This window comes from Roseibium porphyridii (assembly GCF_026191725.2).
GTDB lineage: Bacteria > Pseudomonadota > Alphaproteobacteria > Rhizobiales > Stappiaceae > Roseibium > Roseibium porphyridii.
Genome location: NZ_CP120863.1, coordinates 1,003,397 through 1,025,658, shown reverse-complemented (window position 1 = coordinate 1,025,658; position 22,262 = coordinate 1,003,397). Strand labels below are relative to the sequence as shown.

Here is a 22,262-nt window from a genome sequence, read left to right as displayed (position 1 = left end):
CCGCCATGTGGAAGAGAAACGTTTTGAGGAGGTCGCCTTGGGTAAGGTAACCGGTTTTCTGGAAATCGATCGGCAGGAACAGAAGTATCAACCTGCTTCAGATCGTATCCGCCATTTCAAAGAGTTCACGATTCCGCTGAACGATCAGGAAGTCGCAAATCAGGCAGCACGCTGCATGGATTGCGGTATCCCGTTCTGTCACGGTCCGACCGGTTGCCCGGTCAACAACCAGATTCCGGACTGGAACGATCTGGTGTTTCAGGGCGACTGGGACATCGCGCTTCGGAACCTGCATTCGACAAACAACTTCCCGGAGTTCACCGGCCGCATTTGTCCCGCGCCTTGCGAAGAGGCCTGCACGCTCAACCTGGAGGACATCCCGGTAAACATCAAAAGTGTTGAGCAGGCAATCGCTGACAAAGGATTTGAACAGGGCTGGATTGTACCAGAACCGTCGGCGACCAAAACCGGCAAGGCCGTTGCCATCATTGGGTCTGGTCCGGCAGGCATGGCGGCTGCACAACAGCTCGCCCGTGCGGGCCATACGGTGCATGTCTACGAGCGCGAGCCTCGTGCTGGTGGATTGCTGCGCTACGGCATTCCCGACTTCAAGATGGAAAAACACTATATCGATCGCCGTGTCGAGCAAATGGAAGGCGAAGGTGTCACGTTCCATTATGGGGTCAATGTCGGCGTGACCGTCAGCATGGAAGAACTGACCGAGCGCCACGACGCCGTGATCCTGTGCGCCGGCGCTGAGCGCCCCCGCGACCCTGGCGTCACCGGAATGGAGCTTGAAGGCTGTCATTGGGCAATGCCCTATCTGGTTCAGCAGAACCGACGCGTTGGCGGCGAACCTGAAGGCGATGAAGCCCCGATCTGGGCAGGTGGCAAACATGTCGTCGTCATCGGCGGCGGCGATACTGCATCCGACTGTGTCGGTACCGCTTTCCGTCAAGGTGCACTTTCCGTCACTCAGCTCGATATTCGTCCGATCCCACCGCTGAAGGAAGACAAGTTGACGGTGTGGCCATATTGGCCGACCAAATTCCGTACGTCGTCATCGCAGGCCGAAGGGGCTGAACGTGAGTTTTCCGCCGCAACACTTTCCCTTGTTGGCGAAGACGGAACGGTTACGGGTGTGAAATGCGCACGCGTCGATGAAAAACGCCGGCCGATCGAAGGCACGGAATTTATCCTCCGCGCGGACCTGGTTCTGGCTGCCATCGGATTCTCTGGCCCCTTGCTTGAGACCTATATCGCTGAAGCCGGCGACAAGCTGGAACTTGACGGTCGTACAAACGTGAAGGCCAACACCGACGACTACAAGACCAGTCTCGACAAGGTTTTCGCTGCCGGTGACGTGCGCAAAGGGCAATCTTTGGTGGTCTGGGCAATCCGGGAAGGCCGTCAGGCAGCCCGCGCCGTGGACGAATTCCTGACCGGTTCGACCGATCTGCCTCGCTGATCGACTACCGACTTTAAAAAAAAGCCCGGTCTGCTCAGCTGACCGGGCCTTTTTTTGGAACTATCGCCTTTGCTCAGGAACCGCTTGGCCGTTGCCCTTCAGTAAGAGCAGAAGTGCCCTCAACCGCAACCCGCGGATCGTCAACGCGTCCGGGCATGGGTTTCAGCGGTTCGCCTTTGACAAAAAACCGATATGCGGCACTGTCGGGGTCTATCGCCTTGTCTTCCTCTCCGCCCAGGAGCAATGCTTCCGGAGACGTTGTTCGCCCCGTCAAAACGATGAAATTCGGATCGTCTTCGACGCCTTCAAAGGCCAGCCCTCCATAGCCACCAAGAATGCGTGAGAGCTCTCGCTCAACGAAGAACGCAACTTTTCGATAGCCTGCCCAGGTGAAGCCAATTCTGTCATTGGTTCTAAGCCGAGCATTTTTGCCATCGACATCCGGACCGAAGGAGGAATAACTGCCGTCTTCCGCCAGAAAGATATCCCAGATGTCGACATACCGAACACGCCGGTCAGCGGCGGCTCCCTGAAACAGCGAATTCAATTGTGTGAAATCACCGTTGGTCAGCTCGTTATTCGTCGGTGGAAGACCGGCCCAGATAATCGGTTTCTTCTCCTGCCTGACCACCCTGACAAGCGCTTCAACCTTATTGCGGTAGGTATCGAGCCATTCCGCGGTCATGAATTCGATTGGCGGGTCCCCGGGAAAGGTTTTTCCAAGATCGCGGCGCCCGATCATGACGACAACTGCCTTGACGTCCGCACCTCTGATTTTTGACAGAACCTGGGTTGACCAGTCCGGAGGCGTTTCACCTGTGAAACCAGCTTTGTCTTCGGTGATCCGCTCCACCTTGATCTGCGGTTTTTCCGCCAGTGTGAACTTCAGCCCTTCAGCCACTCCTCGTGCCATCCGGTCACCAACAACGAGGATCAACCCCGCATCCGGGTCTTTCGGCAAGACTTCAAATCTGGGTGCAGCACCTGCTGGTCGTGTTGCTCTGGGACGTTTCTTGACACGTTTCTGAGGCTCCCGGCGTCTTTCAGCGCCTCCGCCGAAGAGCCTTTGCAGTGGAGCAAACGGATTGAACCCGCGCAGCGGTCCGTTTTGCGCCACCACTATTTCTCCCGCTGGAGCGGACTGCGACAACGCGGTTGGCACCTCACCAAAGAGGATAGCCAGAACACAGGCCAGTCCAACCCGTGTTGACCGGATTGCCGGGGTCCAGTTTCTCGCCATCGGACCAGTAAAACGCAAGGAAGCCTCCTGTCCGGCGCCGTCATCTTAGAAGGCGCGATGGCGGCAGTTTAACTGTCGACTTTCAAACGTGCCAGCAAAACAACGGATGCATATCCATCCGGGATCATGCCACGCGAACGTTGATATGCCCGGATGCCCCGACGTGTCGCTGGACCGACTTTACCGTCCGCTGTCCCGACCGAGAATCCCCGGCTGTTCAGCAGTTTCTGGAGTTCTGCGGTTTCAGTTCGGTTGAGGGGCATGTGCTCGCGTGACCAGTCGCCGGCAAGCGGACCACCGCCGATGATCCGATCCGCCAGATGGCCTACAGCCAGAGCATAAGCAGTCGCGTTGTTGTATCGCTTGATGACGTAAAAATTACGCAGCATCAGAAATGCCGGACCACTAGCGCCTGCGGGCAACACAAGAATGCCCTTGTCCGAGGGACGCGGAAAACCCTTGCCATTGATCCGTTTAACGCCAGCCTTGCTCCATGCACCGAGCGTCTTCGTTTTCTCGCCATCGGCAAGATTATAGTCGAAACCTGCCGGCAGCCGCACTTCATACCCCCAGGTCTTGCCTGTCTGCCAACCATGCTTTTTCAGATAATTCGCGGTTGAGGCAAGCGCATCGGGTATCGATGTCCAGATATCGCGGCGGCCATCGCCATTATAGTCGGCAGCATAGGCTTTCCAGCTGGACGGCATAAACTGCGTGTGACCCATGGCACCGGCCCAAGAGCCTTCCATGTCCTTGAAGCGAACATGGCCTGCCTGCACGATTGCCAGGGCGGTCAGCAACTCTCGTTGCCAAAAACTCTTTCTGCGAGGCGCAGCATAGGCAAGCGTCGCCAGGGCTTGAATGACATTGTGGCGTCCCATGAAACCACCGTAGTTGGTTTCCATGCCCCAGATCGCCAGCACCGCTTCCCGGTCAACGCCGTAGCGAGCTTCAATCTGTCTGAGGACAGGACCATACTCCTGCAACAGTTCACGGCCTTTTTCGACCCGTGTGTCAGAAACAGCGCTGTCCAGATAGTCCCAGATGGGTTTGACAAATTCAGACTGCTTGCTCATCAGCCTAAGCGTGTCGTTGTCCGGCTCCATGCCGGTAAAGACGGCATTATAGGTATTGGCGGAAATCCCTACAGCCTGGGCTTTTGGCCAGAAACCTCGAACAAACTTATCAAATCCGGCATCTGCGAATGCTGTATTGGCAGAAACCGACAACACGCCTGCAAGAAACAGCCGCGTGAGCCGATGCTTTCCAGCAGACCGGTTTGGTTTTGTTCGCGACGCCATGAATCGGGACAGCGTCTTGATCACGTTAGAAGTTTGCCACGCAAAGCTCCGCATCAGGGCCTCCTTAACGCCCAAGTCCGTGTTGTACTGCCCCCGGCACTATCAATGCTGCTTATTTGGTTAGCTTATAGTTAATGCCGGAAACGAAGACCGGCTTCAATCGCATTTTCCGAGTAATCGCTACCGCTTTCGGAGCTGTCAAACCGGCGATGTGAGTAGTCGGCCGTAATCGCCACATTTTGCGTCAATGCAAATGTGACACCGCCAAAGCCGGTCAAAGTACTTTCCTCGATCGATATACCCTCATAGGTTCGATAGCTGTACCCTACCCCTGTTTCTCCGACCAGGCGGTCGCTGAATGCATGGGCAAGCCGAATATCGCCAGAATAGATAATCGACCCGCTGGCGCCGTCAATATCGGTCGCCTCAAAGCTTGTTCCAAGCCCTGCAGTTACGGATGTGAGCCGGCTTGGAGACCAGACCAGTGAACCATCGATAACGAGACCGGACAAACTGTCCAACCGATCATCGTCAATGTCTTCAATCCGCCAGCCAACGCCAACTTCCCCATTCATTTTGGGGCCCGAAGCAATTGTGACACCACCTCTCAACTCATACCCGTTTGCATCGCGGTTTTCGCAAAGACTGTCGTTACAGGCCTCTTCAAACCGGCGCAGCAACAACGACCCTTCCACAAAGGGCGCAATGACACTGCCTGTATTGGCGTCGAGCCTCAGGCTTGCCGAATAAAGTGTATTGTCGCGGTCACTGTTCGTAGTGCCACCTTCGTCAGCAGTATAGATGCTGCGGTCCGCGCCAAGCGCAGCGGTTGCGGCCAGAAGACCGACACTTCGCGTTGCGCTGAGGCTTCCGGATAGCTGGTGAACATTATCCGTTCCGCTGGCTGATTCTGCGCTGCCATCTTCTTCGCGGGTGAACGTATAAGCCAGGCCCGTCGTGACCTGTGTCGCCTCGCTGACATCCAGCCTCAGGTTCGCGGCTGCAAATATCGAGGCGTCATTGTCGTCGGAGTTTTCAGGGTAACCTGTATAGGTTCCGCGCAAAGAAGCGTCGAACTGGTGCCGTGACCATCCCGAGGTAAGCGAGATATCCGGTGAAATCCGGTAAAGCCCGCCGGCGGTTCCGTCCGCCGACTGGGCGGTGTTGTCCGAATAACCGGTCATGAACGTCACTTGCGGTACCAATGTGAACGAACCAAGGCGTATCCCGTCCGCCGCATCAAAGGTCGTGTCGCCGCCAAATACGCTCGTGTCGAGTCCAGGACCGGAAACCGGTACAGCCCTCCCGACAGCCGCAATCCGATCAGAAAACGGGCGGATTGGCGTCACCCGGCCATTGGTACCAAGACCGGTCGATCCGGTTTCAGCGGCAGCTGCATTAAGGGTGCGGCGAAGCGCGAAAACGTTGGCTTGTGTCGGGTTGGATTGAGAGTTTGCTGCCTGATCCGCTGTGTCTTCCGCATCCAGAGCGTCTGCCGGGTCACCGCTGCCGCGCAAATCCGTCACAGCAGTCTGCGCAGCAGCAGGTGCCACCTGCAACGCGGCGAAACAGACAAAAAGGGGCAGAATGCGGCGCATATAGCTTGTAGAACCAGTCGACGTCGGGATCTCGTTCAAACTGACGAAGGTTGGTTAATGCTTCGTTTCTTTTTCGCATTTTGATAGTTTGAACAAAGATTCAAATACTAATGCATTTAAAAGATCACAGGTTCTTGATCCTCTGAAGAGACTGGCCTAGAGCTACACCATTCAAGAAAAAGAAAAGTTGCATTCAATGACCAAGCCGTTGCTCGATGCCGTTTCAGAAGAGACAAATGACATTGCGTCTCATTGTCTTGTTTCCGCAGAACGCACATTGGAAACAGAAATCGCAGGCTTGAGCGCGGTTAGAGCCGCATTGAAAAACGGTCTTTCCGCCAGTTTCCAGCAGACTTTCGACCTGATCCGAAAGAGCCCAGGGCGCGTCATCGTTACCGGGATCGGCAAAAGTGGTCACATCGGCACGAAAATCGCCGCCAGTCTGGCGTCGACCGGAACACCTTCCTTTTTTGTGCATGCAAGCGAAGCCAGCCATGGCGACCTTGGCATGATTACCGATCAGGACGTTGTACTGGCTTTGTCGTGGTCTGGTGAGACCCAGGAACTTGCCGGTATCGTCAGTTACACCCGCCGATTTAAAGTTCCTCTTGTCGCCATCACATCGCGCCAGGACAGCACGCTGGGTCGCGCAGCGGACCTCGTTATGAAGTTGCCAAGCGTGACCGAAGCATGTCCTCATGGCCTCGCACCAACGACATCGGCGCTTATTCAACTGGCCATCGGCGATGCCCTGGCAGTTGCATTGCTTGAAGGCCGCGGGTTCACGGCGCAGGATTTTCGGGTCTTCCATCCAGGTGGGCGCCTCGGTGCAAGTTTGAAATCCGCGAAAGACATTATGCATTCGGAAGATCGGATGCCGCTGACACCGGCCTCAACCTTGATGAGCGAGGGGATCGTGCTGATGACTCAGAGAGGCTTCGGCGTTCTGGGTGTCACGGATGAGCTGCGCCAGCTGGTCGGGATCATTACCGATGGTGACTTGCGCCGGCATGTTGCTTCCAACCTGCTGGAAAAAACGGCCGGTGAAATCATGACACCGGCACCGAAAACCGTTACGCCGGATACCTTGTCCGCGTCTATCCTGGAACTTGTGAACTCACTCTCGATCACGTCCGTATTCGTTGTCGAGGATGGTCGTCCGGTTGGTATTGTGCACTTGCACGACCTGCTGCGTATCGGCGCGGCCTGACACCCGAATAGCCTTCACAATTGCGTCACGTACGGGAAAAACTGAATGTCCCGGCGCGCATTCTGCCGTTCATTAGGATTTGATTAGCCATAACCCACTTACACTGACCCGAAGTTTCAATGGCTTGAACGCCACAAACACTGGTGTGTGTACAGAATGGATCTGGCGACATTAATCGGCATAATCGGTGCATTCGGCGTCGTGATCACCGCCGTTTTCCTGGGCGGTAGCTTCGGTCAATTCATCGACATCCCGTCGATCCTGATCGTGCTTGGTGGCGGCCTTGCCGCCACTCTGATTCGATTTCAGCTATCGGATATCCTTGCCGCCTTCGTAACCGGCTTCAAGGTTGCTCTTGCGGGAAAAAACGCGAGTCCGCGAGATCTTATCTCCGAAATTACGAACCTTGGCGAAATCGTACGCAAGTCCGGTCCTCTGGGACTTGAAAACGTCGATGTTTCCGATCCTGTACTGGCAAAAGGCGTACAATATGTCGCCGACGGTTATGAACTGGAATTCATCAAGGAGGCGATGGAGCGCGAACGCGACCTTCAACTCTCTCGCCTGTCGGAAGGAAAACGCGTTTTCAAGGCACTTGGTGATTCGGCACCGGCCTTCGGAATGATCGGGACGCTTGTCGGTCTGGTGCAGATGCTGGCCAACATGGATGACCCTGCAGCCATTGGTCCATCCATGGCTGTTGCGCTTCTGACAACGCTCTACGGTGCGCTCGTTTCCAATATCATCTGTCTGCCTTTGGTGGACAAGTTGGACGCAAAGTTCGATGTCGACGACCTCAGTCAGACTCTGATCATCGACGGCGTTTGCCAAATCAGAGAATCAAAGAGTCCAGCGCTTATCAAAGAGATGTTGGTGGCATATCTGCCTGAAAAGATGCGAACCGAGCTTGCGGAAGCCGCCTAACGCGGACAGGAAACCATGGCTAAGAAGAAAAAGGCACAAGGCGGTGGCGGCGCTCCAGATTGGCTGGTCACATTCGCTGACTTGATGTCGCTGCTTGTTTGTTTCTTCGTTTTGATCATTTCCTTTTCCATTCAGGACAAGGAAAAACTGCAAGTCGTCGCCGGTTCGATGCGTGAAGCCTTTGGCGTCAAGGATTCAGCTCGCAAGACCGGGATTATCGAGGTCGAGGGCATCCCGATCCGCGATTACATGAAGGACATCAGTCAGGTCGAACAGGAAGTAGACTCCGACTTCGCCACGGAGCGTCACGAAAAGCGTCGCAAACAGGGACCGGAAGCGAACACGCACGACACGTTGGAAGCGGAAATCGAAAAACCGCGCCAGTTCGCGACCGCGGCTGCCTCTTTGCGCCAAGCCTGGCAGGAGATGCCCGAAATTACGGAGATCTCCAACAACATCATTCTTGAGGAAACCGAAGACGGGCTCAACATCATGCTGGTCGACCAGGACGGCCGGTCAATGTTCCGCGAAGGGTCCAAGTACCCCTATGAAACAACACGGCGTCTGATCGCAAAAATGGCGCCTGTCCTGGCAAAGATGCCGAACCGCGTGGAAATTACAGGCCACACGACCGCTGGCCAAATCCCTTCCAACCCGAGTTACACCGGTTGGGACCTATCCAGCGAAAGAGCCAATATCGCGCGTCAGATCCTGGCGGAATATGGTGTTCCCGGCGATCAGTTCTATGCAGTCGTCGGTAAATCGGATACCGAACCGCTCTTTCCAAACGACCCATATCTTGCCGCCAACAGGCGCATCGGCATCCTTCTCAAGGCAGAAGAGCCACCAATACCGCCAGGCCACAAGCCCTGAGTCTTTGAAAACAAGCCTCGGCAAACTGACCGGGAAGCACAAGTTCACTCAGCTGGTGAAACAACCAGGCGAGCGCCGTCGATCGAATCAACGCGCACTTTTGTTCCTGCCGGCAAATCGGGACCCGTAATCCGCCAGATCGTGTCGTCGATGGATAATTTGCCGGCGCCTTCATTCAGTGGCGCAGCCAGTGTGAATTCTCTGCCGATATACCGGCTGCCGCGTTGGTTGAGACCCGGGTCTCCCTTTTCTGAAGCCAGGTTTCTCATCAAGCGTCTGCCGATCAACAGGCTGGCCAACGACAGCACCAGAAACAGTCCGACATCGACCTGCCAGGCAAAATCAAAAAGGAGCGATACGACCCCAACGACCAGCGCCGACAGTCCGAACCAAAGGAAAATCGTACCGGGCGCCAGGATTTCCAACCCGAGTAGAAACAGGCCAAGAACGAACCAGCTCCATGGCCCGAGCGCCGCAATTGTGCTTTCGACCAGACTCACCGGTCATCCCCCTCGTTCGGGCCCGTATTCGGTATGCCGGACGCGTTTCTTGTTCCACCCTTGCTGTCACCGAACGCTTCCTTCGCGATTTCGCCAATACCGGTCAATGCACCCAGTAGCGATGTCGATTCCATTGGCAAGATCAGAGTTTTCTGATTTCTGGATGTAGCGAGAGCCTGGAACGCTTCGACATATTTATTGGCCACGAAGTAGTTGATGGCCTGAACATCGCCCGCCGCGATCGCCTCACTTACCATACGTGTCGCGTTGGCTTCTGCTTCTGCCTCGCGTTCGCGCGCCTCTGCATCACGAAACGCGGATTCCCTGCGGCCTTCGGCTTCCAGGATCAGCGACTGCTTTTCACCTTCGGCTTTGAGAACCTCCGACTGACGCTTGCCTTCAGCTTCCAGAATGGCGGCGCGTTTGTCTCGCTCAGCCTTCATTTGCCTGGCCATCGCATCAACAAGGTCGCGCGGTGGATTGATGTCCTTGATCTCGATACGCGTGATCTTGACCCCCCAGGGCTCCGCCGCAGCATCCACGACCCGAAGGATCTTGGCGTTGATTTCATCGCGGTTTGACAGGAGGCTGTCGAGATCCATCGATCCCATGACCGACCTGATGTTGGTCATTGTCAGGTTCAGGATCGCGTTCTGCAGGCCAAGCACTTCATAGGCGGCCCGTGCGGCATCCAACACTTGATAAAACGTCACCCCGTCTGCGCTGACCGTAGCATTGTCACGCGTAATCACTTCCTGGGTGGGAACATCCAGAACCTGCTCCATCATGTTCAGCTTGTGACCGATCTTGTCGACAAAGGGCACAATGAAATTCAGGCCGGGTGTCAGGGTCTTACGATACTTCCCAAAACGTTCGATCGTATAGTTATAGCCCTGCGGCACGGTTTTCACGCCTGCGAAGAAAACCAGAATGACCAGCAGCACGAGGCCGATCAGAAAAATGTCAAATCCCGCGATTGGCATGAATATCTCCCGGAAATAATTGAAGTCTGCGGCCACTATGCGTTGTTTCACCGCCCTGTTCCAGCGTCTTCCCCTTGTGACCCGAGCAAACGGGTGTTGCAACCGGTAATATGCAATTTTGTCAATGCTGTCGCCAAACGCAGTTAATCGCGAACTACCCCAACTTCAAAGAGTTTAACGCCGAAGGCTCCAACGCATTGCGCGCACTTTTTGATGGCTTGTGTTGGCACAAACCTAAAAACGCGCGCTCATTCTTGGGGGATGCGTCGTAACTTTGCGGATTTATGGCCGGATCTCAGAGCCGTTCTGTGGCAATTGGCCTTCAGATCCAGCCACCCAGTTCGCGGCGGACAATATGAGCAATCACGTCCATGCCGAGTTCGCTGTCATTCAGACACGGAATATGAGTGAAGTTCTCTCCTCCGCTTTCCTCAAAGATCTCTCCGGCTTCGCCGGCAATCTCTTCGAGTGTTTCCAGACAATCCGATACAAAACCCGGGTTCATGACGGCGACGTTCTTCACGCCGTCCTTGGCAAGTTTTTCGACGGTCTTGTCGGTATAAGGCTGGAGCCATTCCTCAGGCCCGAACCGTGACTGGAAGGTCACGCGCAGTTTTTGATCATCCCAGCCAAGGACCTCACGCATCAGGCGCGTCGACTTCATACAATGACAGTGATAGGGGTCCCCGCGCTTGAAGTAGGACTGCGGAATGCCGTGATATGATGTCAGAACGACATCCGGCTCGAAATCCAGGCTCTCAAGGTGGTTCTCAACCGATTTTGCAAGTGCCTTCACATATACGGGATCGTCGTGATAGGGCGGAACGGTGCGGATAGCTGGCTGCCAGCGCATTTTTAGAAGAGACTTGCAGACCACATCATTGACCGTCGCAGTCGTGGTTGCCGAATATTGCGGGTAAAGCGGGAAAACCAGAATTCGGTCGCACCCAGCGTCTTTCAGAGCCTTGAGCCGGTCCGGTATCGACGGCTGACCGTAACGCATTGCCCAGTCAACGTGGATCCGCCCGTTGTCATCGCCAAGGATGTCTGAAAGTTTGTCGGACTGGCTTCGCGTGATTGTGCGAAGCGGAGACTCGTCCTTGTCGTGGTTCCAGATTTCATCATATGCTTTGCCCGACTTTCCAGGTCGGGTCATGAGCACTATCCCGAAAAGGATCGGATACCAGACCGCCTTGGGCCACTCGATCACGCGTTTGTCCGTCAGGAATTCGCGCAAATATCGGCGCATCGACCAGTAGTCGGTTGCATCCGGCGTCCCCAAATTGACAAGCAAAATGCCGACCTTGCCGCTCTTTACCGAAGGGTGGTCTTCCGGCAATTTGACGGTCTTGAAATCTGCCTCGCTTTCAGCAGTCAAGGGAGCGGACGGTTGCACAGTCATCGGCGGGGGTTTTCCTCAATCTCTCGGTCACTCTACAGCCTTACATAAGCCACGCACGCGATAAGGCCAATGCGGCATATGTCATACGAGTGAGGAAAGCACCGGATCACCTGATGGCATGGGTTCCTTCAGCCCAGCCGAGGCTGGTGTCAACCATACTCCCGCTCATCAGCGATGACCTTGCCATCGTTTGGCAATCCTCCTGGTGGGACGAGATGAATTTCCCCCTTCAGGCGCGTGACATCGCGTAAGGTTGCGGCCACACGTTCAGACAATCCGTTCTCGACAGCCTCCGTTTCAACAGACAATGTCATCGCGTCTGCTTCACCTTGCCGCACAACGGCAAGACGCGCCTTTTGCACTTCCGGATGGGCCGCCACAATTTGCGCAATCTGCGCCGGGTCGACAAACATCCCCTTGATTTTGGTGCGCTGATCCGCGCGTCCCATCCAGCCCGCAAGCCGCATATTGGTGCGCCCGCAACCTGACCGACCAGGCACGATTTTGGAAAGATCACCTGTTGCAAAACGGATCAACGGATAGAGAGTGTTGAAATTGGTCACAACCAACTCACCCACCTCACCTTCGGCGACCGGCTCGCCCGTCCCTGGACGAACGATCTCAACGATATAGTCCTCATTGACCACCATGCCGTCTTGGCTTTCTGTTTCATAGGCAATCACGCCGAGGTCGGCAGTCGCATAGCATTGCCCGACCCAGATCCCCTGGTCTTCGTATTCCTGCCTGAGTGACGGAAACAGAGCGCCGCCGGAAACAAGGGCTTTCTTGATGGAGGAGACATCCCTGCCCTGTTCCCGGCCGCGGTCCAGGAGGACCTTCAGATAGTCAGGTGTTCCAACGAAACCGGCTGGTTTGAGCACTTCTATTGCTTCGACCTGCGTGTCGGTATTGCCCACGCCGGCAGGAAAAACCGTGCAACCAAGGGCAATTGCGCCTTGATCCAAAATGAAGCCACCGGGTGTCAGGTGATAGGAAAACGCATTCAGTACGACGTCTCCTTTCCGAAATCCGGCAGCAAACAGGCTGCGCGCGCCGTTCCAGGCGTCAAGACCCGGTGCCTGCGGCTCCCAGATCGGGCCTGGCGACATGAAAACTCTGGCAGCGCCTTCAAGCGTTCCGGCCAGAAAGCCACCAAAGGGCGGATTGGCCTTTTGCTTTTCCATGAGGTCGGATTTTCGCAGGACAGGCAAACCTGCCAATGCACGCCTGTCACCGATTTGGGCAATATCCTGGCCTTGAAGATGGGCCGCCCAACCGGGCGCGTTGGCTACCGCGTTCTTAAGAAGATCCGGCAGTTTGGCAAAAAGGTCCTGTTCGCGCTGAGCAGGGTCTTGCCGCTCGCGCGTGTCAAACTGTGTGTCGCTCATGGTCGTCTCCGCCTGTTTCGGCCTGCTTGGTCAGGCCAGCCAGCGCTTCCTTCGCTTGTAGTGCTTGACATTTCGGAACGAGCGGCGGCCTTCGCCACCAACGCCCAGATAGAATTCCTTCACGTCCTCATTCTCGCGCAGAGCCTTGGCATCGCCATCAAGCACGATCCGTCCGGATTCGAGGATGTAGCCATATGTTGCGTATTTCAGCGCAACGTTGGTGTTCTGCTCCGCCAGGAGGAAAGAAACGCCTTCATTCTGATTGAGCTGCCGGACAATCTCGAAAATCTCTTCAACGAGTTGCGGCGCCAGTCCCATGCTGGGCTCATCGAGCAAGATCATCTTCGGTCGGCTCATAAGCGCCCGGCCGATGGCACACATCTGCTGTTCACCACCGGAGGTGTAGCCCGCCTGACTGTTGCGCCGCTCGCGCAGGCGCGGAAAATACGTATATACCATGTCAAGGTCTGCCTTGATGGCACCGTGACCGTCTTTTCGAGTGTAGGCACCCGTCAGCAAATTCTCTTCTATGGAGAGGTGCCCGAAACAGTGGCGGCCTTCCATCACCTGGATACAACCGCGCCGGACCAGATCATTCGGCGAGAGCGCCTGAACTTCAGACCCGTCAAACAGGATCTTGCCCTTGGTGACTTCGCCGCGTTCAGCGCCAAGAAGATTGGAGACAGCCTTCAAGGTTGTCGTCTTGCCGGCGCCGTTGGCTCCGAGCAAAGCGACGATACCGCCTTGCGGAACTGTCAGCGAAACGCCCTTGAGCACGAGGATCACGTGGTCGTAGATAACTTCGATATTGTTGACCGACAGGATCGTTTCGGCCGTCTCAACGGCTGCTTCCCCACCAGGCTGTTCTGCATCCAGCAATGCCATTCCGTCTTCTCCTGTAAGGCCCCGCCGCACGATTGAGCGCGGCGGGGCAGACTGCCGATCAGTTCGGGCAGGGTTCAGTGCGTGCCGGCCAAGGCGCATTCTTTTCGGCATATTCAGCCGCGGCCTTTTCCAGCATCGGACGAACCAGATCGGTCATCGGCTCAATCCAGCCGGATGCCTGGCGCCAAGCCTTGCCGTCCCACTCCTGGATAAACACAGGATGGCTGCCGGCATGGTCCTCACATGTGACCTTCATCGGATGCGCGAAGCCTTTCAGGCCCAACTCTTCCAGACGAGCTTCATCCAGATTGAGGGCTTCAAGACCCATACGCATGTCTTCGCCGGTGATGACTTTCTTACCGGTCAATTCCTGTGCGGTCCGAATGCCTTCCGCAATGATCACGGAGTTCAGAACACCGCGGTTGTAAAGCGTACCGCCAATGGTTTCCGCGTCGGTGGAGCTGAGGCCAGCGTCAACGACATGTTTCTTGATGTCATCAAGCGCAGGGAAATCGCTGCCGACACCGGAGAAATTCATCGCCTTGTAGCCCTTTGCGCCATCGCCGCCAGCCGCTGCATCGTCGTCACCTGCGGACCACCACACACCGATGAACTTGTTCATCGGGAACCGGATCTTGACCGCTTCCTTGATGGCGGTCGGGTTCATTGCTCCCCAACCCCACATAACCATGTAGTCCGGACGGTCACGGCGCACATTCAGCCATTGCGAGGACTGGTTCTGCATTTCTTTCACGCCGACCGGATATTGCAGCAGTTCAAAGCCATATTTTTCGGCAAGCTGCTCCAGAAGCGGGATCGGCTCACGGCCATAACCGGCATCCAGGAAGATGTAGCCGATTTTCTTGCCCTTCAGGTTCTCAAGGCCGCCTTCCTGTTCACCGATATATTTGATGACGACGGAAGCGCCGTCCCAGTATGTATCAGGAACATTGAACACCCATGGGAAAACCGAGCCATCGGCAGCAGCGGAAAGACCGTAGCCCATGGACAGGACCGGGATCTTGTCGACGCCCGCCTTCGGGATCAGCTGCAGCGTAATACCGGTGGAATAAGGGTTATAGACCAGCGCTCCCTTGCCTTTGGTCGCTTCGTAGCATTCAACACCTTTCTGGGCGTTGTAGCCGGTCTCACATTCTTCCAGCTCCAGCTTGACACCGCCGATACCACCGTCGCGCTCGTTCAGCATCTTCAGATAGTCATGCATGCCGTTCGCGATGTGAATGCCGGAAGCTGCAAACGGACCGGTCCGGTAAGTCAGCAGCGGCACATAGTTGCTGTCTTCTGCCTGGGCCACCGTTGTCATGGCGCCGGAAAGCCCGACCCCAAGAGCAACAGCGGTTCCAAGCGCAAGTTGCATGATAGTTTTCATATTCACCTCCCATGCGGAGCCGGACCACCCGACACCGCCAGACCAGTTGCGCCATTCCTCCCCGGATCGGTCCAAATCCGGATGGCGGGCGAAAAGGCTGGCATTCCCTAGTAAGGGAACGGCCAGACCCTTAGCTTTTGCTTCGCGATTTGCCAGAGCCTGGCAAAACCATGCGGCTCGACAATCAGGAAGAAGATGATCAATGCCCCGACGATCATGAACGTGACATGTTCAACCGTTTCAGCAGCGATTTGGATACCAAGTGTCCCTGGAATGAATTTCAGGAACACAGGCAGGATCCAGATAAAGGCAGCCCCCATGAACGCACCGCTGAGGCTGCCCAACCCACCCAGGATCACCATGAACAGGACCTGGAAGGACAGCGAGATCGAATAGGAGGACGGCTCCGCGGCATTCAGCCAGAAGAACACCATCATCGCACCGGCAACGCCGCAGATGTAGGATGACACTGCAAAAGCCATCAGCTTGGTCTGTAGCGGCCGGATACCCATGAGTTCGGCGGCGATGTCCATATCGCGGATCATCATCCAGGACCGCCCGATACGGCCCCGCAGCACGTTGGCCATCAGAAATGCAATTCCCGCGGTGATGCATAGCACGATGAAGTAGCGAACAATCGGTGTTGCTTCCGCACCGGAGGCAACAATGCCGAACACTTCGCGGTGCGGGACTTCAATCGCACCGGAGGCGTTGTAGTTGTAAAGCCAGCCGATCCGGATGAAACACCATTCCAGAAAGAACTGGGCCGCCAGGGTTGTCACAGCCAGATAAAGGCCCTTGATCCTCAGGCTCGGCAAACCGAAGATTGCGCCGATAGCTGCCGAAAAGACACCCGATAGCAGAACCATCAAGATGACATTGGCGTCAGGGAAGATCGTGGTCAATTTGTAGGCCGCATATGCGCCAACACCCATAAATGCGCCGGTACCCAGAGACAGCTGTCCGCAGTAACCGGTCAGGATGTTGAGCCCGATCGCCGCCAGTGAGAACACCAGGAACGGGATCATGATGGACGTCAGGAAAAAGTCGTTGGCAAATGCCGGAATGATCACAAAGGCAACGACAAGGATGACGCTCAGACCGATCCGGTCCTGAAGGATCGGCATGAGAGCCTGATCCGCCTTGTAGCTTGTCTTGAACTGGCCAGCTTCACGATAAAACATTGTTCAGGAGCCTCTTTGTCTTAAATCCGCTCGATGATGCGTTCACCGAACAGGCCTTGAGGCCGGAACAGCAGGAAGATCAGTGCGATGATATAGGCGAGCCAGGATTCAATGCCGCCACCGACAAGGCCTCCCCAATAGAGCTCGCCAATCTTTTCGCCGAAACCGATGATGAGACCGCCGACAATAGCGCCCGGAATGGAGGTAAAGCCGCCCAGGATGAGAACCGGAAGGGCCTTGAATGCAACGATTTCAAGCGCGAAGGACACATCGGAGCGCGCGCCCCACATGATGCCCGTTGCCAGCGCGACCAGACCTGCAGCGAACCAGACAATCGCCCAGATCTGATTGAGTGAAATGCCGACCGACAGAGCTGCCTGGTGATCATCGGCAACCGCGCGCAGCGCGCGGCCAATCCGTGTCTTGTTGAAGAAGACCCCAAGCGCGGCCACCATGATGACAGCAATGACGGCCGCGGCAATATCGATATGCTGCAGAATGACAAGCCCGCGCTCGCCGAATTCAAACGCCGTCGACCCTGTTGGCAGACCGAGCTCCTCGGTAATCATCTGCTTCGGCTCACCACCGAAAACAAATTCGCCAAATCCGATCAGGAAGTATGTCAAACCGATGGTCGCCATCAAAAGGATGATGTCAGGCTGGTTCACCAGTGGTCGCATCACAACGCGTTCAACGCCATAGGCCAGTATGCCCATCACGCCGATGGTCAAGAGCAGGGCAACATAGGCGGGAACCCCGTTTTCGTGCAGTCCAACCAGTGTAAGACCTGCGAAAACGACCATAATGCCTTGGGCAAAGTTGAAGACACCCGACGCCTTGAAAATCAGCACAAAGCCGAGTGCAATCAGCGCATAAAGAATCCCGGCGACGAAACCTTCCCAAAGAACCTGCAGGAAGAAATCCGGCATCTCGTACATTTGGACGAAGGGGTCGATGAAGATGTCGTAAAGCATGGTCCAGTTTCCCCCTAGTGGCTCACGCCGAGATATGCATCGATCACATTCTGATTGGCCTGAACTTCCTCAGGCGCGCCATCAGCGATCTTTTTGCCGTAGTCGAGAACCACCACGCGGTCGGAAAGGTCCATGACAACTCCCATGTCATGTTCAATCAGCGCGATGGTTGTTCCGAATTCCTGGTTCACATCGAGAATGAACCGGCTCATGTCTTCTTTTTCTTCCAGGTTCATGCCGGCCATCGGCTCATCAAGCAAAAGAAGATCAGGCTCCATGGCGAGCGCTCTGCCAAGTTCGACCCGCTTTTGCAGGCCGTATGGCAAACGCCCGACCGGCGTCTTGCGGATTGCCTGAATTTCGAGGAAATCGATAATATCCTCGACCTTCTTGCGATGCTCGATCTCTTCACGCTCGGCCGGGCCGCGCCACATCAGCTGCCAGAAGAAATTCTTGTTCATTTTCAATGATCTGCCGGACATGATATTGTCCAGAGTGGTCATTCCCTTGAACAGGGCAACATTCTGGAATGTCCGGGCAATTCCCTGGCTGGCGGCCTCATAGGGTTTCATTTTCCGCCGCACTTTTCCTTGCCAGGTAATTGTCCCGTGCTGGGGATGATAAAACCCGTTTATGACGTTGAGCATCGACGTCTTGCCGGCACCGTTCGGGCCGATGATCGCGCGAATCTCTCCCTTCAAGATATCGAAGGAAATATCCGTGATCGCTTTGACCCCTCCGAAAGACAGCGAGACGTTGTCGACACGCAGCAATTCCTCGCGCGCGGACGGTTCAGAGGAGCCGGCCGGCTCCAGTTCCTTTTCCGATACCAGGGCATTCATTCGGCAGCCTCCTGAAAGCCCTTGCCGGCCTCGTAGGAATTCATGTCGCGGATCTCGACGGTGGCTTCGATTGCGCCCTTGCGGCCATCTTCGAAGGTCACTTCGGTCTTCACGTGTTTGGAAGTCGAACCGTCGTAAAGCGCTTCGATCAGCGGGTCATAACGCTCTGCGATGAAGGAACGACGGACTTTCTGCGTCCGTGTCAGTTCTCCGTCATCCGCGTCCAGCTCCTTGTGCAGGATCAGGAACCGTCTGACTTGAGCGCCCGCCATCATTGGCTCTTTGGAGAGGTCCCGGTTTACCTGATCGACATGACTTTCGATCATCGCATACACATCGGGATTGGCGGCCAGCTCCTGATAGGAGGCATAGTTGACGTTGTTGCGCTCCGCCCAGGACCCGACGGCTGTCAGATCGATATTGATAAAGACGGCAACCATGTCCCGCTCATGCCCGAAAGCAACGGCTTCCTTGATGTTGGGGAAGAACTTGAGCTTGTTCTCGATGTATTTCGGAGCGAACAGAGCGCCGTCATTGAGCTTGCCGACATCCTTGGCCCTGTCGATGATTTTCAGATGGCCGTTTTCGGCAATGATGCCGGCGTCTCCGGTGTGAACCCATCCGTCTGCGGTCTTGGTCTTTTCAGTCGCCTCGTCATTCTTGAAATAGCCCACAAACACGCCAGGCGACCGGTACATGACTTCGCCGCTGTCGGCGATTTTTAGCTCCACATCCGGGGCGGGCTTTCCGACCGTGTCTCCGAAGATCTCTCCATCCGGCTGTAGTGTGATGTAAACACTGGCTTCAGTCTGGCCATAAAGTTGCTTGAGGTTCAGACCGAGCGCCCGGTAAAACTGAAAAATTTCGGGGCCGATGGCTTCGCCCGCGGTGTAGCCCACCTTCATACGGGTCAGGCCCATGCGATTCTTGAGTGGCCCGTAGACGCAGAATTCTCCCAGCTTATAGAGAAGACGATTCTTCAGGCCGACGTCTTCGCCATTGAGGATTTTCTCGCCGACATTCCGCGCCAGATCCATGAAATAGTTGAACATGGAGCGTTTGGTTTTTCCGGCATCCTCCATCCGCACCATGATCATGGTGAGCATGTTTTCAAATACGCGCGGCGGTGCGAAGAAATAGGTCGGTGCAATTTCGCGACGGTCTACGTCAATGGTGTCCATGCCTTCTGGACAGTTGACGCAGTATCCAGCAGTAAAAGCCTGCGCCAGGGAAAAGACGTGGTCGCCGATCCAGGCCATGGGCAAATAGGCCAGGACTTCTTCGGTCTCATTCAGATGGTCGAAGACATTGGCGTTTCTGGCCGAGATCACCAGATTGTCGAATGACAGCATCACACCTTTGGGGCGCCCGGTCGTGCCGGACGTATAAAGCATCACCGCGATATCGCTGCCTTTGCTCTCGGCAAAGCCCTGCTCCCATTCGGCTGCAAGAGATGCGGATTTCGACAATTGCTCACGGCCCAGATCGCCGACGGAGTCAAAATCGTGCAGATGGGTGTGGTCGTAATCGCGAAGTCCGCGCGGTTCGTCATAAACTATGTGTTTCAGCGACGTAACTTCGTCTGTCATCGACAGCAATTTATCGACCTGTTCCTGGTCCTGAACAGCGGCAAACTTGACCTCGGCATGTCCGAGAACATACGCCATCTCTTCCGCAACACTGTCGGCATAGACGGGCACGGGCACTGCGCCGATGGCCTGCGCTGCGACCATGGACCAATAAAGTCGTGGCCGATTCGATCCGACGATTGCGATTTTGTCTCCTGGCTCTAAACCCAGAGTTTTCAATCCGATGGAGAATGCGCGTATTTCATCTGACACCTCGGACCAGGTCCAGCTTTGCCAGATGCCCAGATCCTTTTCCCGGAATGCTGTCCGGTTTCCGAATACCTTTGCGTTGCGCATCAGGATTTTCGGAAAAGTGTCCTCCCCGCGCGACGAGGCGCTGGCCGACCCTACCATATTCGTTTCTTCCCTTTAGAAGGCGCCCCGGTTTGTTCGAGGTCGTTTCCTATTGGGTATGAAACTACCTGAGGTAAGAACCTTCAACCGATAAATTCCTAAAGGCGAAGTCTCAGGTTGTCCCAGCCCGTTAAAGAGAAGCTAGTCCGGCCGATTTGCAGCAATATGTGTCAATCATTTCGAAATGTTTCATTCGCGCTGCACGTGCGAAAAACAGAGTGTCTTTCATTTGAGATCGAAGCCCGCCAGTGTCTCAGTAGTCTTCGCCGGCATAGCGGTTTGGCTGACCCACCGCAGCTTCGCTGCCAATGAATTGCGCCCAGTCATTTCCAGGCCGCCAGATGCCATCCATGAGAGAAAAGGCGTCTGCTTCGGAAAGTCCGCGTCCGGATTTCGCGTATCGGTAAAAAAAGGCGCTGACACGCGCGTTGTATATGCAATGCACATGGACTTGTGTCGCTGGAAGGCCTTCCAGAGCATCGCAGAAAGCTTCGAAATTTTGATCAGTCGGATCATCAAACTCCACTGGTATATAGATGTAGTCCAAACCAAGCTTTGAAAGGGTCCCCGGCTCGTCTTCAAGCGCGCCCTTGTTATGATGCGGTCCAAGATTAATGACATGGGTCACGCCCAGCTTCTTCAGATCTGCAAATTGCTCTTCCGTTGGCTGACCTGAAGATGTGATCCGCTCGGTCAGTCGTCGCCAGTTCAATATGTATGGCAAGTCTCGCATCACACCCTCCGGAGTTCATGCATAAAGGTCTGCGCATTCGGCATGAGCCTTCGTGAACCGTTTCGTGGATGCCGGGTTCTTCAATAGATGCCTTTCAGGGCGGATCGGCCGCTCAACGAGGTTCCCGCCGCAATTTGGGCAGATGTTTCCAAACCTCGTTTCGGCGCAATCTGCGCAAAGCGTGCATTCAAATGTGCACATGCGCGCATCGGCGGCGCTTGGTGGAAGGTCTTTGTCGCAACATTCGCAATTCGGTTTGAGCAACAGCATGACGTGTCTCCTTCATGTCTTCGCATAGACTATCAATCAGCATCATGGCATGAATGACAATATGACCTCGTTTTCAGCCAAATCCTCTGAGAGCACCATTAGTCCGAGACTGGTTGTCTTTCTCGTTTATCCCGACATCGTCCTCCTTGATCTTGTTGGCCCTTTGCAGGTTTTCAGTCACGCACTTGAGCAGACCACAGGTAAAAACGGGTATGCATGTGCCGTGGTATCCAGCAAAGGCGACATGGTCAGAACGAATACGGTGGTTCCAATCCCGAGCGAGCCGGTTTCCCGATACCGCGATCGCCAGATCAACACACTCGTTGTCGTCGGGGGAGACGGTGCCAACCAGGCCATGCTGGATGTGAGTTTTCTTCAGCAAGTAACGTTGCTGGCATCCAAGGCCGAGCGTGTCTGTTCCGTCTGCTCAGGTGCACTGGTCCTCGCAGCTGCCGGTCTGCTTGAAGGTCGCAGAGCCGTAACGCACTGGGAAGACTGCAAGATGCTTGCCGAAACGTTCCCAGGAGTGCATGTGGAAATCGACCCCATCTACATCAAAGACGGCCACATCTGGACATCCGCCGGCATCACCGCAGGGATGGATCTGGCCCTTGCTATTGTCGCTGAGGATCTAGGTCGGCAATCCGCGCTCAAGGTGGCCAGATCCATGGTCACTCATATGGTTCGATCTGGTGGTCAGTCGCAATTCAGCCCGGTTCTTGGCCGCCAGTTGCTTGATACGACCGGGCGGTTTGAAGAACTTCATCATTGGCTTGCCGATAATCTGCAATGCGACCTTCGAGTGGAGGTTTTGGCGGAGCGTGTGAACATGAGTGCCCGCAATTTCTCCAGGCTCTATTCCAAACAAATGGGACTGACGCCGGCCAAGGCCGTTGAGGCAATTCGCACGGAAATGGCCCGGGACCTTCTGGAAACCACGGACATCAGTATCAAACGGATTGCGGCACAATGCGGTTTCAACGACGAAGAACGCATGCGCCGGGCTTTTCTGCGCCTTCTGGGTGTTGCCCCCTCAGACTATCGGCAGGGCTTCAAGACGCAGTAGCCGTTGTTGACTTTTCCCTATCGTCTTGTTGCCCATGGACGTGTGGTGG

At 55.5% G+C, this 22,262-nt stretch carries 20 protein-coding genes; 5 read left to right on the top strand and 15 right to left on the bottom strand.

The window, feature by feature from the left end; translation table 11 throughout:
• Positions 1 to 37 precede the first annotated feature (37 nt).
• On the top strand, positions 38 to 1,468 hold the full coding sequence (locus tag K1718_RS04855; RefSeq protein WP_152499856.1) for a glutamate synthase subunit beta: 1,431 nt from the start codon (positions 38 to 40) through the stop codon (positions 1,466 to 1,468).
• 73 nt (positions 1,469 to 1,541) lie between these two features.
• Here the strand turns inward: K1718_RS04855 and K1718_RS04850 are convergent, their stop codons facing one another.
• The 3 genes from K1718_RS04850 to K1718_RS04840 all read right to left on the bottom strand — a co-directional run bounded on the left by K1718_RS04850 (position 1,542) and on the right by K1718_RS04840 (position 5,607).
• Complete coding sequence (locus K1718_RS04850; protein WP_265682740.1) at positions 1,542 to 2,726, bottom strand: SGNH/GDSL hydrolase family protein; 1,185 nt, start codon at positions 2,724 to 2,726, stop codon at positions 1,542 to 1,544.
• Positions 2,727 to 2,776: 50 nt separating this feature from the next.
• On the bottom strand, positions 2,777 to 4,063 hold the full coding sequence (locus K1718_RS04845) for a lytic murein transglycosylase (protein ID WP_265682738.1): 1,287 nt from the start codon (positions 4,061 to 4,063) through the stop codon (positions 2,777 to 2,779).
• Positions 4,064 to 4,140: 77 nt separating this feature from the next.
• The gene (locus K1718_RS04840) at positions 4,141 to 5,607 is read right to left on the bottom strand and encodes an outer membrane beta-barrel protein (protein ID WP_265682736.1); all 1,467 of its coding nucleotides are present in this window, start codon (positions 5,605 to 5,607) and stop codon (positions 4,141 to 4,143) included.
• A gap of 196 nt (positions 5,608 to 5,803) precedes the next feature.
• Between K1718_RS04840 and K1718_RS04835 the strand changes: the two genes are divergently transcribed.
• The 3 genes from K1718_RS04835 to K1718_RS04825 all read left to right on the top strand — a co-directional run bounded on the left by K1718_RS04835 (position 5,804) and on the right by K1718_RS04825 (position 8,614).
• A complete protein-coding gene (locus tag K1718_RS04835; protein ID WP_152499853.1) occupies positions 5,804 to 6,817 on the top strand; it encodes a KpsF/GutQ family sugar-phosphate isomerase in 1,014 nt (337 codons plus the stop codon).
• A gap of 156 nt (positions 6,818 to 6,973) precedes the next feature.
• Entirely contained in the window at positions 6,974 to 7,741 is a 768-nt protein-coding gene (locus tag K1718_RS04830) for a motility protein A (RefSeq protein ID WP_152499852.1), read from the top strand.
• A gap of 15 nt (positions 7,742 to 7,756) precedes the next feature.
• Entirely contained in the window at positions 7,757 to 8,614 is an 858-nt protein-coding gene (locus K1718_RS04825; protein WP_152499851.1) for a flagellar motor protein MotB, read from the top strand.
• A 44-nt stretch (positions 8,615 to 8,658) separates the two neighbouring features.
• On the opposite strand, the gene K1718_RS04820 is transcribed toward K1718_RS04825, so the two are convergent.
• From K1718_RS04820 to K1718_RS04765, 12 genes are all read right to left on the bottom strand, one after another.
• A complete protein-coding gene (locus K1718_RS04820; RefSeq protein ID WP_152499850.1) occupies positions 8,659 to 9,114 on the bottom strand; it encodes an NfeD family protein in 456 nt (151 codons plus the stop codon).
• Positions 9,111 to 10,091: an SPFH domain-containing protein gene (locus K1718_RS04815; RefSeq protein WP_265684666.1), complete on the bottom strand. Its 981-nt coding sequence runs from the start codon at positions 10,089 to 10,091 to the stop codon at positions 9,111 to 9,113. The genes K1718_RS04820 and K1718_RS04815 overlap by 4 nt, the downstream gene beginning before the upstream one ends.
• Before the next feature lie 328 nt (positions 10,092 to 10,419).
• On the bottom strand, positions 10,420 to 11,499 hold the full coding sequence (hemH, locus tag K1718_RS04810) for a ferrochelatase (protein WP_265682731.1): 1,080 nt from the start codon (positions 11,497 to 11,499) through the stop codon (positions 10,420 to 10,422).
• Positions 11,500 to 11,648: 149 nt separating this feature from the next.
• Entirely contained in the window at positions 11,649 to 12,887 is a 1,239-nt protein-coding gene (locus K1718_RS04805; RefSeq protein ID WP_265682729.1) for a phenylacetate--CoA ligase family protein, read from the bottom strand.
• Positions 12,888 to 12,917: 30 nt separating this feature from the next.
• On the bottom strand, positions 12,918 to 13,772 hold the full coding sequence (locus K1718_RS04800; protein WP_152499846.1) for an ABC transporter ATP-binding protein: 855 nt from the start codon (positions 13,770 to 13,772) through the stop codon (positions 12,918 to 12,920).
• 58 nt (positions 13,773 to 13,830) lie between these two features.
• On the bottom strand, positions 13,831 to 15,162 hold the full coding sequence (locus tag K1718_RS04795; RefSeq protein WP_152499845.1) for an ABC transporter substrate-binding protein: 1,332 nt from the start codon (positions 15,160 to 15,162) through the stop codon (positions 13,831 to 13,833).
• Between the two features lie 107 nt (positions 15,163 to 15,269).
• A complete protein-coding gene (locus K1718_RS04790; protein ID WP_265682725.1) occupies positions 15,270 to 16,346 on the bottom strand; it encodes a branched-chain amino acid ABC transporter permease in 1,077 nt (358 codons plus the stop codon).
• Between the two features lie 20 nt (positions 16,347 to 16,366).
• Positions 16,367 to 17,320, bottom strand: coding sequence for a branched-chain amino acid ABC transporter permease (locus K1718_RS04785; RefSeq protein WP_265682723.1), 954 nt, complete (start codon positions 17,318 to 17,320; stop codon positions 16,367 to 16,369).
• A 14-nt stretch (positions 17,321 to 17,334) separates the two neighbouring features.
• Positions 17,335 to 18,162, bottom strand: coding sequence for an ABC transporter ATP-binding protein (locus K1718_RS04780; RefSeq protein ID WP_152499842.1), 828 nt, complete (start codon positions 18,160 to 18,162; stop codon positions 17,335 to 17,337).
• On the bottom strand, positions 18,159 to 20,087 hold the full coding sequence (locus tag K1718_RS04775) for an AMP-binding protein (protein WP_265682720.1): 1,929 nt from the start codon (positions 20,085 to 20,087) through the stop codon (positions 18,159 to 18,161). The genes K1718_RS04780 and K1718_RS04775 overlap by 4 nt, the downstream gene beginning before the upstream one ends.
• 310 nt (positions 20,088 to 20,397) lie before the next feature.
• A complete protein-coding gene (locus K1718_RS04770; protein WP_265682718.1) occupies positions 20,398 to 20,877 on the bottom strand; it encodes a protein tyrosine phosphatase family protein in 480 nt (159 codons plus the stop codon).
• Between the two features lie 15 nt (positions 20,878 to 20,892).
• Positions 20,893 to 21,147 carry a DUF1272 domain-containing protein gene (locus K1718_RS04765; protein WP_265682716.1) on the bottom strand — a complete coding sequence of 85 codons (255 nt, stop codon included), beginning with the start codon at positions 21,145 to 21,147 and terminating at the stop codon, positions 20,893 to 20,895.
• Positions 21,148 to 21,196: 49 nt separating this feature from the next.
• On the opposite strand from K1718_RS04765, the gene K1718_RS04760 reads away from it, so the two are divergent.
• The gene (locus tag K1718_RS04760) at positions 21,197 to 22,213 is read left to right on the top strand and encodes a GlxA family transcriptional regulator (RefSeq protein ID WP_285806062.1); all 1,017 of its coding nucleotides are present in this window, start codon (positions 21,197 to 21,199) and stop codon (positions 22,211 to 22,213) included.
• The last annotated feature ends 49 nt before the right edge of the window (positions 22,214 to 22,262 follow it).